This window comes from Pseudomonas sp. LBUM1657, from assembly GCF_059716075.1.
This window is the reverse complement of record NZ_CP166799.1, coordinates 4,797,778-4,811,211: the sequence shown is the minus strand read 5'-3', so window position 1 is coordinate 4,811,211 and position 13,434 is coordinate 4,797,778. Positions and strand designations below refer to the sequence as shown.

At 59.2% G+C, this 13,434-nt stretch carries 13 protein-coding genes; 11 read left to right on the top strand and 2 right to left on the bottom strand.

What is annotated here, in order from left to right; all coding sequences use genetic code 11:
* Positions 1-8: 8 nt before the first annotated feature.
* Entirely contained in the window at positions 9-3,221 is a 3,213-nt protein-coding gene (gene rne / locus ACA055_RS22155) for a ribonuclease E (RefSeq protein ID WP_497680588.1), read from the bottom strand.
* 700 nt (positions 3,222-3,921) lie between these two features.
* Here rne and rluC point away from each other — a divergent pair.
* Genes rluC through sppA form a run of 3 tightly spaced genes read left to right on the top strand, consistent with a single transcriptional unit; the run spans position 3,922 to position 6,544 of the window.
* Positions 3,922-4,884: a 23S rRNA pseudouridine(955/2504/2580) synthase RluC gene (gene rluC / locus ACA055_RS22150; RefSeq protein ID WP_497680587.1), complete on the top strand. Its 963-nt coding sequence runs from the start codon at positions 3,922-3,924 to the stop codon at positions 4,882-4,884.
* Positions 4,871-5,530 (top strand): HAD-IA family hydrolase, encoded by a 660-nt coding sequence (locus ACA055_RS22145; protein WP_497680586.1) that lies wholly within the window; start codon positions 4,871-4,873, stop codon positions 5,528-5,530. Before rluC ends, ACA055_RS22145 begins: the two co-directional genes overlap by 14 nt.
* Positions 5,531-5,554: 24 nt before the next feature.
* A complete protein-coding gene (sppA, locus tag ACA055_RS22140) occupies positions 5,555-6,544 on the top strand; it encodes a signal peptide peptidase SppA (protein WP_497680585.1) in 990 nt (329 codons plus the stop codon).
* Between the two features lie 46 nt (positions 6,545-6,590).
* Here the strand turns inward: sppA and ACA055_RS22135 are convergent, their stop codons facing one another.
* The gene (locus ACA055_RS22135; protein WP_497680584.1) at positions 6,591-7,169 is read right to left on the bottom strand and encodes a Maf family protein; all 579 of its coding nucleotides are present in this window, start codon (positions 7,167-7,169) and stop codon (positions 6,591-6,593) included.
* A gap of 105 nt (positions 7,170-7,274) precedes the next feature.
* Between ACA055_RS22135 and ACA055_RS22130 the strand changes: the two genes are divergently transcribed.
* The 8 genes from ACA055_RS22130 (at position 7,275) to pabC (ending at position 13,432) form a co-directional block, all read left to right on the top strand.
* Complete coding sequence (locus tag ACA055_RS22130; RefSeq protein ID WP_004371317.1) at positions 7,275-7,802, top strand: YceD family protein; 528 nt, start codon at positions 7,275-7,277, stop codon at positions 7,800-7,802.
* A 13-nt stretch (positions 7,803-7,815) separates the two neighbouring features.
* Positions 7,816-7,998 carry a 50S ribosomal protein L32 gene (gene rpmF / locus ACA055_RS22125; RefSeq protein ID WP_003179396.1) on the top strand — a complete coding sequence of 61 codons (183 nt, stop codon included), beginning with the start codon at positions 7,816-7,818 and terminating at the stop codon, positions 7,996-7,998.
* Between the two features lie 3 nt (positions 7,999-8,001).
* Positions 8,002-9,012, top strand: coding sequence for a phosphate acyltransferase PlsX (gene plsX / locus ACA055_RS22120; RefSeq protein WP_497680583.1), 1,011 nt, complete (start codon positions 8,002-8,004; stop codon positions 9,010-9,012).
* A gap of 124 nt (positions 9,013-9,136) precedes the next feature.
* Complete coding sequence (gene fabD, locus ACA055_RS22115) at positions 9,137-10,075, top strand: ACP S-malonyltransferase (protein WP_497680582.1); 939 nt, start codon at positions 9,137-9,139, stop codon at positions 10,073-10,075.
* 16 nt (positions 10,076-10,091) lie between these two features.
* A complete protein-coding gene (gene fabG, locus ACA055_RS22110; protein ID WP_497680581.1) occupies positions 10,092-10,835 on the top strand; it encodes a 3-oxoacyl-ACP reductase FabG in 744 nt (247 codons plus the stop codon).
* A 192-nt stretch (positions 10,836-11,027) separates the two neighbouring features.
* A complete protein-coding gene (gene acpP / locus ACA055_RS22105; RefSeq protein ID WP_003442511.1) occupies positions 11,028-11,264 on the top strand; it encodes an acyl carrier protein in 237 nt (78 codons plus the stop codon).
* 108 nt (positions 11,265-11,372) lie between these two features.
* Positions 11,373-12,617 carry a beta-ketoacyl-ACP synthase II gene (gene fabF / locus ACA055_RS22100; RefSeq protein ID WP_131062725.1) on the top strand — a complete coding sequence of 415 codons (1,245 nt, stop codon included), beginning with the start codon at positions 11,373-11,375 and terminating at the stop codon, positions 12,615-12,617.
* Entirely contained in the window at positions 12,617-13,432 is an 816-nt protein-coding gene (pabC, locus tag ACA055_RS22095; protein WP_497680580.1) for an aminodeoxychorismate lyase, read from the top strand. The genes fabF and pabC overlap by 1 nt, the downstream gene beginning before the upstream one ends.
* The last annotated feature ends 2 nt before the right edge of the window (positions 13,433-13,434 follow it).

Below are 13,434 nucleotides of genomic sequence, written 5' to 3'. Positions count from 1 at the left end.
CGATGGAATCAGGCGAGGGGTTTAGGCTCGTGCTCTTTTTCCAGGGCTTGCTCGTGTTGCTCTACCGCTTCCTGAACGGAGCGCGGCGCTTCGTCGATCACTGATTCAACTGGTTCGGCGGCGACTTCAGCAATCGGGGCGGCAGCCTCGATGACTTCAGCAACAACCGGTGCCGCTTCGACAGCGACCGGAGCAGCAGCGGCAGCCAGTTCGGCTTCCTTCTGCAGACGCTCGGCTTCACGCTTGCGACGACGCACTTCACGCGGGTCGTTCGGCGCACGGCCACTTGGCGTCAGTGCGCTGACTGGAGCCGCTTCGACTTCCGGTGCAGCCACTTCGGCAACTACCGGCGCTTCAACCACCGGAGCAGGCTCAACGGCAGCAACCACTGGCTCAGAGACCCACGCTTCAGCAACCTGGGCTTCAACGGCTGGCGCTGGAGTTTCGGTAGCGACTGGCTCGGCAACCCAATTGAACGCGGTTTGCTCTTCGCGAACCTCACGAACAGTTTCGGTCACTGTTTCGGCAACGGTTTCGACACCCGGTTCTGCAACAACTGCAGGCGCTTCAGTGACGACGGCAGCTTCAACTTCAGGCTGTGCTTCACGAACCGGAGCGACTTCGATTTCCGGGGACGCTGTTGCTTCCACCGGAGTGGTCGCTTCTACGACTGGCGCTTCCACTGGAGCAGTTTCCAGGGTGGCGGCAGTGGCGCGTTCGGCTTGCTCGTTGGCCTGTGCTTCGGCTGGAGCGCTGATCACGGTGCTGGCAACGGCTGCGGTAACAGCCAGGCCGGCGGCCAGATCGGCAGCGCTTGGCGCTTCGCTGGTTTCGCTACCTTCGGCGGACTCGGATTCATCCGAACCTTCGATCACGTTGCCGTTGGCATCACGTTGACGCTCGCGACGGTTGCTGCGACGACGCTGGCCACGGGAGCGGCGGCGTGGACGATCGCCTTCGGCGCCTTCCTGACCGTCTTCCTGCAGTTGCTCTTCGTTACCCGTCAGCTCTTCTTCGGCAACGGCGGCTGCAGCTTGCTCGGCACGTGGTTGACGCTCTTCACGCGGTGGGCGTGGAGCGCGTTCTTCGCGTGGCTGGCGGGCTGGACGCTCTTCAGCAGTGGCGGTAGCAGCAGCGGCGGCCGGAGCGGCATCCAGAGGTTCACGCAGTTCACGAACCGGACGCTCTTCACGATCGCCACGGGGCTTGCGGTCTTCGCGTGGAGCGCGCGGTGCACGTTCTTCACGAGGAGCACGTGGTGCGCGTTCTTCACGTGGAGCGCGTTCTTCGCGGGCGACTGCTGGCGTTTCTTCACGAGCTTCGCGCGGCTCACGTGGTGCGCGTTCTTCACGCGGTGCACGTTCTTCGCGAGGTTTGCGTTCTTCATCGCGGCGACCGTTACGGTTGCGGCTCTGCTGACGACCGTTGCGACGCTCTTCGTTGCGGGCCGGACGCTCGGTGGCCGGTTTTTCAACCACAACCGGAGCAGCAGGCTCTTCTTTGGTAGCGAACAGACTGACCAGCGACTTCACCAGACCTTTGAACAGGCTTGGTTCAGGTGCAAGGGCCGGTGCGGCAACAGGTGCGGCAGCGACGACTTCGGTCGGAACCGGAGCGTTGGCGCGGGCCGGAGCCGTCTTGACCGCGGCTTCCTGGCGAACCAGGGTGCGGGTCGCAGCGGCTGGCTGGACTTCTTCGACTTCGGCAGCGGCAGCAGCGATCTCGTAGCTGGACTGGCCGACCGCGGCTTCCGGGCTGTCGTCGCGCAGACGCTGAACTTCGAAGTGCGGCGTTTCGAGGTGATCGTTCGGCAGAATGACAATGCGGGCACGGGTGCGCAGTTCGATCTTGGTGATCGAGTTGCGTTTTTCGTTGAGCAGGAACGCGGCCACCGGGATCGGCACTTGTGCGCGAACTTCGGCGGTGCGGTCTTTCAGGGCTTCTTCTTCGATCAGGCGCAGGATCGCCAGCGACAGCGATTCGACGTCACGGATGATGCCGGTGCCGTTGCAACGTGGGCAAACAATGCCGCTGCTTTCGCCGAGCGATGGGCGCAGGCGCTGGCGGGACATTTCCAGCAGGCCGAAGCGCGAGATGCGACCGACTTGCACGCGAGCGCGGTCGGCTTCCAGGCATTCGCGGACTTTCTCTTCCACGGCGCGCTGGTTCTTGGCAGGGGTCATGTCGATGAAGTCGATGACGATCAGGCCGCCGATGTCGCGCAAGCGCAACTGACGGGCGATTTCTTCGGCGGCTTCAAGGTTGGTCTGCAGGGCGGTTTCTTCGATGTCGCTGCCTTTGGTGGCGCGCGCCGAGTTGATGTCGATGGACACCAGGGCTTCGGTCGGATCGATAACGATGGAGCCGCCGGAAGGCAGTTCGACGACGCGCTGGAACGCGGTCTCGATCTGGCTTTCGATCTGGAAACGGTTGAACAGCGGAACGCTGTCTTCGTACAGTTTGATCTTGCTGGCGTACTGCGGCATCACCTGGCGGATGAAGGTCAGGGCTTCGTCCTGGGCTTCAACGCTGTCGATCAGCACTTCGCCGATGTCCTGGCGCAGGTAATCGCGGATGGCGCGGATGATCACGTTGCTTTCCTGGTAGATCAGGAATGGCGCGGAACGATCCAGCGACGCTTCTTTAATGGCGGTCCAGAGTTGCAGCAGGTAATCGAGGTCCCACTGCATTTCTTCGCTGCTGCGGCCAAGGCCGGCAGTGCGCACGATCAGACCCATGTCGGCCGGGGCAACCAGACCGTTCAGGGCTTCACGCAGTTCGTTGCGCTCTTCACCTTCGATGCGACGGGAGATACCGCCGGCACGCGGGTTGTTCGGCATCAGTACGAGGTAACGACCGGCCAGGCTGATGAAAGTGGTCAGGGCCGCGCCCTTGTTGCCACGTTCTTCTTTTTCGACCTGAACGATGACTTCCTGGCCTTCGCTCAGGACGTCCTTGATGTTGACGCGGCCTTCGGGGGCTTTCTTGAAATATTCGCGGGAGATTTCTTTGAGGGGCAGGAAGCCATGGCGCTCAGAGCCGAAATCGACAAAGGCAGCCTCAAGGCTTGGTTCAATGCGAGTAATCCGGCCTTTATAGATGTTGGCCTTTTTCTGCTCGCGTGCACCGGATTCGATGTCCAGGTCGTAGAGGCGCTGGCCATCTACCAGTGCAACACGCAACTCTTCGGGTTGAGTTGCGTTAATCAGCATTCTTTTCATGTAGTACCGTCGGTTTCCGGGCTGCCGGAAACGGCGTTCGGCACACACGACTTCTCACGGTCGGTGTCAGGTGCGTCAGGAGTGGTTGGACACTCCAGTGTCTAGCGATGGCGGCCAATGTGGGCCGGCGTCGCGACGTACGCGTCCTGCTTGCTGTGGCTACTTAAGCACTCAGTCAGGAGGAGGAATCAACCAGCGGCTGTGGACGAGATGAAGCGTCTTGATAAAGCCTATTGCTACACAGTCCAGCGGTTGTGCATCTCCACCCTACACGTATCCCTGATAATTCGGGTGCTGCCGCGCGCAGAATCCGCAGCGGGTTGGCATTTACCGTGAGCTCCGAAAGGGGAGGTCACGCATCATGGCTAATTTAGGCGTTGTTTCCGAAGCGTTCGCTCGGGGTCGTTCGTAGCTGACTGCACTTTGTGAACTGGCCGTGAATATTTGCTCGCAAGGCGAGTGAAAACTCTGCTTTGCGGCATGCTTCAGGCCTCATGTCACCTGCGTTCGTTACAACTGCAAACTCTACCGTTACGTAGCGAAAGCCCCGTAGGACGGCCTCTCGTCCTCGTGAATTGCGTTGGTCAGGGCCGGTTTTTGACCGTTAGTCCGCTGTCCAGGCCACTTTTGGCGGCGTTCGCGACTATAGCAGCAATGATTAAGTGCTTCAATTCCATAAAAAATTGTTATCATTCGCGCCATGACGACTACTGCCCCTTCGACCCCAGCCGTACAACTGCTGGAGGTCTCGCCGGAATATGCCGGCCAACGTATTGATAACTTCCTTCTCGCTCGGCTCAAAGGCGTGCCCAAGACCTTGATTTACCGCATTTTGCGCAAAGGCGAAGTGCGAGTGAACAAAGGTCGGATCAAGCCCGAATACAAGCTGCAAGCGGGCGATATCGTGCGCGTGCCGCCGGTTCGCGTGCCTGAGCGCGACGAACCGGTGCCGCTGGCCCAGGGCCTGCTACAACGCCTCGAAGCCTCGATTGTCTATGAAGACAAAGCGCTGATCGTGATCAACAAGCCTTGCGGCATCGCTGTTCACGGCGGTAGCGGCTTGACTTACGGCGTGATCGAAGCCTTTCGTCAGTTGCGTCCCGATTGCAAGGAGCTCGAACTGGTTCACCGTCTCGACCGTGATACCTCCGGCCTGCTGATGATCGCCAAGAAGCGCAGCATGCTGCGTCACTTGCACACGGCATTGCGCGGCGATGGCGTCGACAAGCGCTACATGGCGCTGGTTCGCGGCAACTGGGCGGCTTCGATCAAGCAAGTCCGAGCGTCGCTCGGCAAGAGCAATCTGCGCTCCGGCGAGCGCATGGTCGAGGTCGACGAGGAGGAGGGCAAGGAGTCTGTGACCGTGTTCAAGGTCCTGCGCCGCTTCGGCGACTTTGCCACCCTGGTCGAGGCCAGGCCGATCACCGGCCGGACTCACCAGATCCGCGTCCATACACTGCACGCCGGGCATTGCATTGCTGGCGATACCAAGTACGGCGATGACGATTTCAGCAAAGAGATTCGGGATCTGGGCGGCAAGCGCCTGTTCCTGCACGCCTACATGCTGACCGTGCCGCTGCCGGATGGCGGCGAGCTGAAATTGCAGGCCCCTGTCGACGAGATGTGGGTCAAGACTGTGGAGCGATTGAGTGCGCCCATCTGATTACAAGCTGCTGATTTTCGATTGGGATGGCACGCTCGCTGATTCCATTGGTCGGATTGTCGAGGCGATGCACGTCGCGTCCGAGCGTTCCGGGTTTGAGTTGCGCGATGATTTTGCCGTCAAGGGCATCATCGGTCTGGGCTTGCCGGAAGCGATTCGCACGTTGTACCCGGAAATCGGCGATGCCGAGCTGATCGCGTTTCGCGATCACTACGCCGATCACTACATTGCGGCTGAGGCTGTGCCTTCGCCGTTGTTCGAGGGCGTGGTCGAGTCGATGGAGGCGTTTCGCGCCGAGGGATATCACTTGGCAGTCGCGACCGGCAAGGCTCGTCGCGGACTGGATCGGGTGCTGAAGGCGCATGGCTGGGAAAATTATTTCGCTATCACCCGTGCCGCCGACGAAACCGCCAGCAAACCCCATCCGCTGATGCTGGAGCAGATCCTCGCCCATTGCGAAGTTCGTCCGGAGCAGGCGTTGATGGTGGGCGATTCGTCCTTTGACCTGCAAATGGCGCGCAACGCTAGCATGGATTCGGTGGCAGTCAGCTATGGCGCTCAATCGATCGATGCGCTGAAGCTGTTCGAGCCACGGCTGGCCATTGACCGTTTTTCAGAATTGCATGCCTGGCTGAGTCAGGCTTAAACCGTTTTTGCTGGGGTACATGGCATGACCGACGAATGGAAAGCGCCCGCCAAGGCGAGCGCAGAGAGCGGTGACGAAAAAAGCTGGAAGCTGCTGGAAAAGACCCTGCTGGCCAGTGTGCAGGAGCAGCGCCGGTCACGTCGCTGGGGAATTTTCTTCAAGTTGCTGACCTTTGTGTACCTGTTTGGTGCGCTGATTCTGTTCACACCGCTGATGGACATGGAAAAAGCCGGCACGCTCAGTGGTCACTACACCGCGCTGATCGACGTGAACGGCATGATCGCCGACAAGGAGCCGGCCAGTGCTGACAATATCGTGGGTAGCCTGCGCGCGGCTTTTGAGGATAAGAAGGTCAAGGGTGTGATCCTGCGGATCAACAGTCCGGGCGGCAGTCCAGTGCAGTCGGGTTACGTCTATGACGAAATCCGCCGTCTGCGCGGCCTGCATCCGGACACCAAGCTTTACGCGGTGATCTCGGATCTGGGCGCTTCAGGGGCTTACTACATCGCCAGTGCGGCAGATCAGATCTACGCCGACAAGGCGAGCCTGGTGGGTTCCATTGGTGTGACGGCTGCCGGTTATGGCTTTGTCGGCACCATGGAAAAGCTGGGTGTCGAGCGTCGTACCTACAACTCCGGTGAGCACAAATCGTTCCTCGATCCGTTCCAGCCGCAGAAGCCTGAGGAAACCCAGTTTTGGCAGGGCGTGCTCGATACCACTCATCAGCAGTTCATCAACAGCGTCAAGAAAGGCCGTGGCGATCGCCTCAAAGACAAAGAGCATCCGGAGCTGTTCTCCGGCTTGGTCTGGTCCGGCGAGCAGGCGCTACCGCTGGGGCTGATCGATGGTCTGGGGAATGCCAGTTCCGTGGCGCGTGATGTGATCGGCGAAAAAGAGCTGGTGGACTTCACCGTTCAGGAGTCGCCATTCGACCGCTTTTCGAAGAAGCTCGGCGCCAGTGTGGCCGAGCATTTGGCAATGTGGATGGGCTTCCAGGGGCCTTCATTGCGCTAAGTGTGGTCGCTACATAAGAGCCGGCCCAAGTGGCCGGTTTTTTTATTCAAGGGATTTGGATGTCCTCGATCAGCAGCATGTCCACCAGGCGAATCAGCGGCAGGCCGATCAGGCTGGTGGCGTCCGGGCCTTCGGTGCTTTGGAACAGGCTCACCCCCAAGCCTTCGGCCTTGAAGCTGCCAGCGCAGTCGTAGGGCTGCTCGGCGTGCAGGTAGCGTTCGACGCGGTCGATGTCGAGCGCGCGCATGTGTACGGTGAAGGGCACGCAGTCAACCTGGCAGTCGCCGGTTCTGCTGTTGAGCAAGGCAAGGCCGGTGAGGAAGGTTACGCTGGCACCGCTTGCCGCCAGCAACTGCTCGCGGGCCTTTTCGAAGGTGTGAGGCTTGCCGATAATCCTGTCGCCGAGCACCGCAACCTGGTCGGAGCCGATGATCAGGTGAGCAGGGTGGCTGTCGGCCAGTGCGCGGGCTTTCTCTTCGGCGAGGCGCTTTACCAGTTCGATGGCTGACTCGCCCGGACGGTGACTTTCGTCGATATCCGGCGAGCTGCACGTGAAAGGCAGCTGCAAGCGGGCCAGCAATTCCCGGCGATAGACCGAGCTTGAAGCGAGTAATAAAGGCAGCATGCGCATCTCCAAAAGGCAGGGGCGAATTCTAGCGAGGCTTCCAAGTGACGGACAGGGCTGAATTTCCTTTGACATGGCCGGGTGCATCCCTATAATGCTGCGCCTATGTTGAATGACCCGATTCCACCTCACGTTGACCCGCGCAAATTGGCTGATCGTGGCACCACCCTTCAAGGTGAACTGCTGCTGGCCGATTTGGAGAGACTCTGCGACCCGCTTTCCGATACTGTCGGTACGGTGCAGGCTAAATTCGTTTTTGAACGAGATGAACGTAAGTCTGTGGTAATCCACAGCTTTATCGACACCGAAGTCAAAATGGTTTGCCAGCGTTGTCTTGAGCTGGTCACCCTGCCGATCCATAGCGAATGCAGTTATGCTGTGGTGAAGGAGGGTGCGAATACCCAGTCGTTGCCGAAAGGTTATGACGTGCTGGAACTGGGCGAAGATCCTTTGGATCTGCAGTCACTGATCGAGGAGGAGCTTCTGCTCGCCTTGCCCATTGTGCCTGCTCATCATCCGGAAGAATGCCAGCAGCCGGCGGGTCTCGATGAGCCCGAACCGAGCGAGGACGAGGTAACGCGGTCCAACCCGTTCAGTGTATTGGCGCAGTTAAAGCGTGACCCAAACGTTTAGGAGTTAATCAATTATGGCTGTTCAGCAGAACAAAAAATCCCGCTCTGCCCGTGACATGCGCCGTTCGCACGACGCTCTCGAGGCTAGCACCCTGTCTGTAGAAAAAACCACCGGTGAAGTTCACCTGCGTCACCACGTATCGCCAGAAGGCGTATACCGTGGTCGTAAAGTGATCGACAAGGGCGCTGACGAGTAATCCTTGTCTGCTCAAGTCATCGCGATTGACGCAATGGGCGGGGACTTCGGTCCCCGCAGCATTGTTCAGGCCAGCCTTGCTTGTCTGTCTGTTACGCCCTCGCTTTACCTGACCCTCGTCGGTCAACCCTCCCTTCTTGAAGAACTGATCGCCAGCCAGCCGGTTGTGGATCGCGCGCGCCTGTCGATTGCCCCGGCATCCGAAGTCATTACGATGGACGAGAAGCCTGCCCAGGCGTTGCGAGGCAAGCCTGATTCGTCAATGCGCGTGGCGCTCGAGTTGTTGCGTGATGGCAAGGTCCAGGCCTGTGTCAGTGCCGGCAATACGGGCGCGCTTATGGCGTTGTCGCGATTTGTCCTCAAGACCTTGCCGGGTATTGATCGGCCGGCCATGGTGGCGGCCATCCCGACGCAGAAGGGTTACTGCCAGTTGCTCGATCTGGGCGCCAACGTCGATTGCAGTGCCGAACATCTGTTGCAGTTTGCGGTGATGGGGTCGGTGGCAGCGGAAACCCTGGGTATCGTTCGTCCACGTGTCGCATTGCTGAATATCGGCACTGAAGACATCAAGGGCAATCAGCAGGTCAAACTGGCCGCCACCTTGCTACAGAGTGCCCGAGGCATCAATTACATCGGTTTTGTCGAAGGGGACGGTTTGTACCGTGGCGAAGCGGATGTGGTGGTGTGTGACGGCTTTGTCGGCAATATCCTGCTCAAGTCCAGCGAAGGTCTGGCGACCATGATTGCCGGGCGCATCGAAGCCTTGTTCAAGAAAAACTTCGCGTCGAAAATGGTCGGCGCTCTGGCTTTGCCGCTGATGAAGCGACTGCAAGCCGAACTGGCACCCGCACGGCATAACGGTGCAAGTTTCCTCGGATTGCAGGGGATAGTGGTGAAAAGCCACGGTTCGGCTGGGGTTCAGGGGTTCCAGAGTGCCATTTCCCGTGCCTTGATCGAGATTCAGGAAAACCTCCCGGAGCGGATTCACGGTCGTCTGGAGGATTTGTTGCTTTAGGCGTTTTCGTCGGACAATGCTTAAATGTGACCGCTCAGTTCAATTTGCCATCCAACTGTCAGTTTCTTGCGTCCCCAGGCGGGACGTCAATTCTCCGACGACAAGATCATTAGGGGCTTGTTACATGTCTGCTTCCCTCGCATTCGTCTTTCCGGGACAGGGTTCGCAGTCCCTCGGCATGCTGGCCGAGTTGGGCGCGCAACATCCGGTTGTCCTTGAAACATTCAAAGAAGCTTCCGATGCTCTGGGTTACGACCTGTGGGCACTGACTCAGCAAGGGCCGGAAGAGCATCTCAATCAAACCGACAAAACCCAACCAGCCATTCTGACCGCCTCGATCGCCCTGTGGCGTCTGTGGTTGGCTGAAGGCGGCGCGCGTCCGGCTTATGTTGCCGGACACAGCCTGGGCGAATACAGCGCCCTGGTGGCTGCAGGCAGCCTGAGTCTGGGCGATGCGGTCAAGCTGGTTGAGCGCCGTGGTCAGTTGATGCAGGAAGCCGTTCCGGCCGGGCAGGGCGGCATGGCCGCGATCCTCGGTCTGGAAGATGCTGACGTGCTCGCAGCCTGTGCCGAAGCGGCACAAGGCGAAGTGGTGAGTGCGGTTAACTTCAACTCCCCTGGCCAAGTGGTTATTGCCGGTGCCAAGGCTGCGGTCGAGCGCGCCATCGAAGGCTGCAAGGCCCGTGGTGCCAAGCGCGCCATGCCATTGCCGGTCAGCGTACCGTCCCACTGCGAGCTGATGCGTCCGGCCGCCGAGCGTTTCGCCGAGTCGATCGCGGCGATCGACTGGCAGGCTCCACAGATTCCTGTAGTACAGAACGTCAGCGCTGCTGTGCCGGCCGATCTGGAAACCCTCAAGCGCGATCTGCTTGAGCAGCTCTACAAACCTGTGCGCTGGGTCGAATCGGTCCAGGCGCTGGCCGCCAAGGGCGCTACCCAGTTAATAGAATGCGGCCCGGGCAAAGTGCTGGCCGGTCTGAACAAGCGCTGCGCCGAAGGCGTTTCGACATCCAACCTCAATACCCCAGACGCTTTCGCTGCCGCCCGCGCAGCGTTGGCCTGAATCAGGAGAAGCTTGCATGAGTCTGCAAGGTAAAGTTGCACTGGTTACCGGTGCGAGCCGCGGAATCGGCCAGGCTATTGCCCTGGAACTGGGTCGTCAGGGCGCCATTGTTGTCGGCACCGCGACATCCGCCTCGGGCGCCGAGCGTATTGCCGCCACCCTGAAGGAAAACGGAATTCAAGGTACTGGCCTGGAGCTCAATGTCACCAGCGACGAATCTGTCGCGGCGGTATTGGCGAGCATCATTGCGCAGTTCGGTGCGCCGGCGATCCTGGTCAACAATGCCGGTATCACCCGCGATAATCTGATGATGCGCATGAAAGATGACGAATGGCATGACGTCGTCGATACCAATCTGAACAGTCTGTTCCGCCTGTCCAGGGGCGTTTTGCGCGGTATGACCAAAGCCCGTTGGGGACGAATTATCAGTATTGGCTCGGTTGTGGGTGCCATGGGCAACGCAGGCCAAGTAAACTACGCTGCCGCCAAGGCCGGTCTGGAAGGTTTCAGCCGTGCACTGGCGCGTGAAGTCGGTTCGCGTTCGATTACGGTAAACTCGGTGGCCCCAGGGTTCATCGACACCGATATGACCCGTGAACTGCCCGAGGCACAGCGTGAAGCCTTGCAGACGCAAATTCCGCTGGGTCGTCTGGGGCAAGCTCAAGAGATCGCGTCTGTGGTCGCTTTTCTTGCATCTGACGGTGCGGCTTACGTTACTGGGGCTACAATCCCGGTGAACGGCGGGATGTACATGAGTTAAATGTGACGGATTGCTTCAAAAAAATGTCATACGAGCTGTCTAAAATCCGTTATAAAGCTGCAATCTATTTTATAGGCAGAGGGCTGCAGGGTTTGAGGAGTGAAGCTTTCAGTTGAAAAACTGAAAAGTCTTTCTATACACTTACCCACTGGCCAGCTGCCTGAATTTGTCCATTAGGAGTGAAAACAAGGTATGAGCACCATCGAAGAGCGCGTCAAGAAAATCGTTGCTGAGCAACTGGGCGTTAAAGAAGAAGAAGTGGTCAACACCGCTTCCTTCGTCGAAGACCTGGGTGCCGACTCCCTTGACACCGTTGAGCTGGTGATGGCTCTGGAAGAGGAATTCGAGACCGAAATCCCTGACGAAGAAGCTGAGAAGATCACTACTGTACAAGCTGCAATCGATTACGTTACTAACCACCAGGCTTAATAGCTTGTAATCGTTGCTTGCTGTCATGGAAAAACCGCACTGCCATCACGGCGTGCGGTTTTTTCTTTAGGCCTGATGCAAAGTCGTCATTTGAAAAAGGAGAGTGCTGTGTCGCGTAGACGCGTCGTAGTCACCGGTATGGGTATGTTGTCGCCACTGGGCACGGATGTGCCAAGCAGCTGGCAGGGCATTCTGGCTGGCCGCAGTGGCATTGGTCTGATCGAACACACCGACCTTTCTGCCTATTCCACCCGTTTTGGCGGCTCGGTAAAGGGCTTCAATGTCGAGGAATACCTGTCGGTCAAGGAAGCCCGAAAGCTCGACCTGTTCATTCAGTACGGTCTGGCCGCAGGTTTTCAGGCAGTTCGTAATGCAGGTTTGGAAGTCACTGACGCCAACCGTGAGCGCATCGGCGTGGCCATGGGGTCCGGTATCGGCGGATTGACCAATATCGAAGAAACCAGCCGCACCCTGCATGATTCCGGACCGCGACGGATTTCTCCGTTCTTCGTGCCTGGCTCGATCATCAATATGATTTCCGGTTTCCTGTCGATCCACCTGGGTGCACAGGGGCCTAACTACGCCATCGCCACAGCATGTACCACCGGTACGCACTGCATCGGCATGGCGGCACGCAACATCATGTATGACGAAGCCGACGTGATGATTGCCGGCGGTGCCGAGATGGCGGCTTGCGGTCTGGGCATGGGCGGCTTCGGTGCTTCCCGCGCACTGTCGACACGCAACGACGAACCGACCCGCGCCAGCCGTCCATGGGACAAGGGCCGTGACGGCTTCGTACTGTCCGATGGCGCCGGTGCGCTGGTGCTCGAAGAGTTGGAACACGCCAAGGCCCGTGGCGCGACCATCTACGCCGAGTTGATCGGTTTCGGCACCAGTGGCGACGCTTTCCACATGACTTCGCCACCTGCCGACGGTGCGGGCGCTGCACGTTGCATCACCAATGCCTTGCGCGACGCGAAGATCAATAGCGATCAGGTCCAGTACATCAACGCCCACGGCACTTCGACCTCGGCTGGCGACCTCGCCGAAGCCTGCGCGATCAAGTCCGTGTTCGGCGATCATGCGTACAAACTGGCGGTCAGTTCGACCAAGTCCATGACCGGTCACCTGTTGGGTGCGGCGGGCGCGGTCGAAGCGATCTTCAGTGTGCTGGCGATCAACAGTCAGGTGGCGCCGCCGACCATCAACCTTGATGAGCCGGACGAAGGCTGCGACCTCGACTTCGTGCCACACACCGCGCGCAATATGGATATCGATGTGGTGCTGTCCAACTCCTTCGGGTTTGGCGGTACCAACGGCTCGCTGGTGTTCCGCCGGTTCGCTGACTGATGGACAGCTGGGTCGACGGTCAGCCGGCTGACGCTTTGTCGCTGAAGGATCGCGGCCTGGCTTACGGCGATGGTCTGTTCGAGACCATTGCCGTGCGCAACGGCACTCCAGTGCTGCTGGATCGGCATACGGTGCGTTTGGTCAAGGGTTGCCAACGGTTGGCAATTAATCTCGACCATGCAGCAATGTGCGCTGAGTTGCTGAACTATGCCCAAGCGTTGGGCGACGGTGTGCTCAAGCTGATCGTCACCCGGGGTGAAAGCGCCCGCGGTTATGCGCCCGATCCTTCGGCCCAGGCGCGACGCATTATGCTGGGCAACCCTCCTGCGGCATATCCAGCGGCCAATGCGGAGCAGGGCGTTCGCCTGTTCCCCTGCACGACGCGGCTTTCCAGGCAGCCATTGCTGGCTGGGCTCAAACACCTGAACCGTCTCGAACAGGTCATTGCCCGTTCCGAATGGCAAGACACCGATCATGCCGAAGGCTTGATGCTCGATCAGGCCGGGCGGGTCATTGAAGGCGTGTTCAGCAACATGTTCCTGATCCGCGATGGCGTTCTGATCACGGCCGATCTCAAGCGCTGCGGCGTAGCCGGGGTGATGCGTGCGGAATTATTGTTTCAAGCCGAGTCATTGGGGATCCCCACGCAAGTCACCGACATCACCCTCGATCAGCTGCAATGGGCCGATGAAGTATTCGTGTGCAACAGCGTGTATGGCGTTTGGCCGGTGCGCGCCTATGCAGCACTGAGCTGGCCGGTTGGGCCGCTCACCCGTAAACTCCAAACCATTGCCCGCGCGCTACTGGATGCTTGATA

Excerpts from the sequence above, each read along its gene's own strand:
- rne (WP_497680588.1), bottom strand. The coding sequence starts at position 3,221 with ATGAAAAGAATGCTGATTAACGCAACTCAACCCGAAGAGTTGCGTGTT.
- rluC (WP_497680587.1), top strand. The coding sequence starts at position 3,922 with ATGACGACTACTGCCCCTTCGACCCCAGCCGTACAACTGCTGGAGGTC.
- sppA (WP_497680585.1), top strand. The coding sequence starts at position 5,555 with ATGACCGACGAATGGAAAGCGCCCGCCAAGGCGAGCGCAGAGAGCGGT.
- ACA055_RS22135 (WP_497680584.1), bottom strand. The coding sequence starts at position 7,169 with ATGCTGCCTTTATTACTCGCTTCAAGCTCGGTCTATCGCCGGGAATTG.
- ACA055_RS22130 (WP_004371317.1), top strand. The coding sequence starts at position 7,275 with ATGTTGAATGACCCGATTCCACCTCACGTTGACCCGCGCAAATTGGCT.
- rpmF (WP_003179396.1), top strand. The coding sequence starts at position 7,816 with ATGGCTGTTCAGCAGAACAAAAAATCCCGCTCTGCCCGTGACATGCGC.
- fabD (WP_497680582.1), top strand. The coding sequence starts at position 9,137 with ATGTCTGCTTCCCTCGCATTCGTCTTTCCGGGACAGGGTTCGCAGTCC.
- fabG (WP_497680581.1), top strand. The coding sequence starts at position 10,092 with ATGAGTCTGCAAGGTAAAGTTGCACTGGTTACCGGTGCGAGCCGCGGA.
- acpP (WP_003442511.1), top strand. The coding sequence starts at position 11,028 with ATGAGCACCATCGAAGAGCGCGTCAAGAAAATCGTTGCTGAGCAACTG.
- pabC (WP_497680580.1), top strand. The coding sequence starts at position 12,617 with ATGGACAGCTGGGTCGACGGTCAGCCGGCTGACGCTTTGTCGCTGAAG.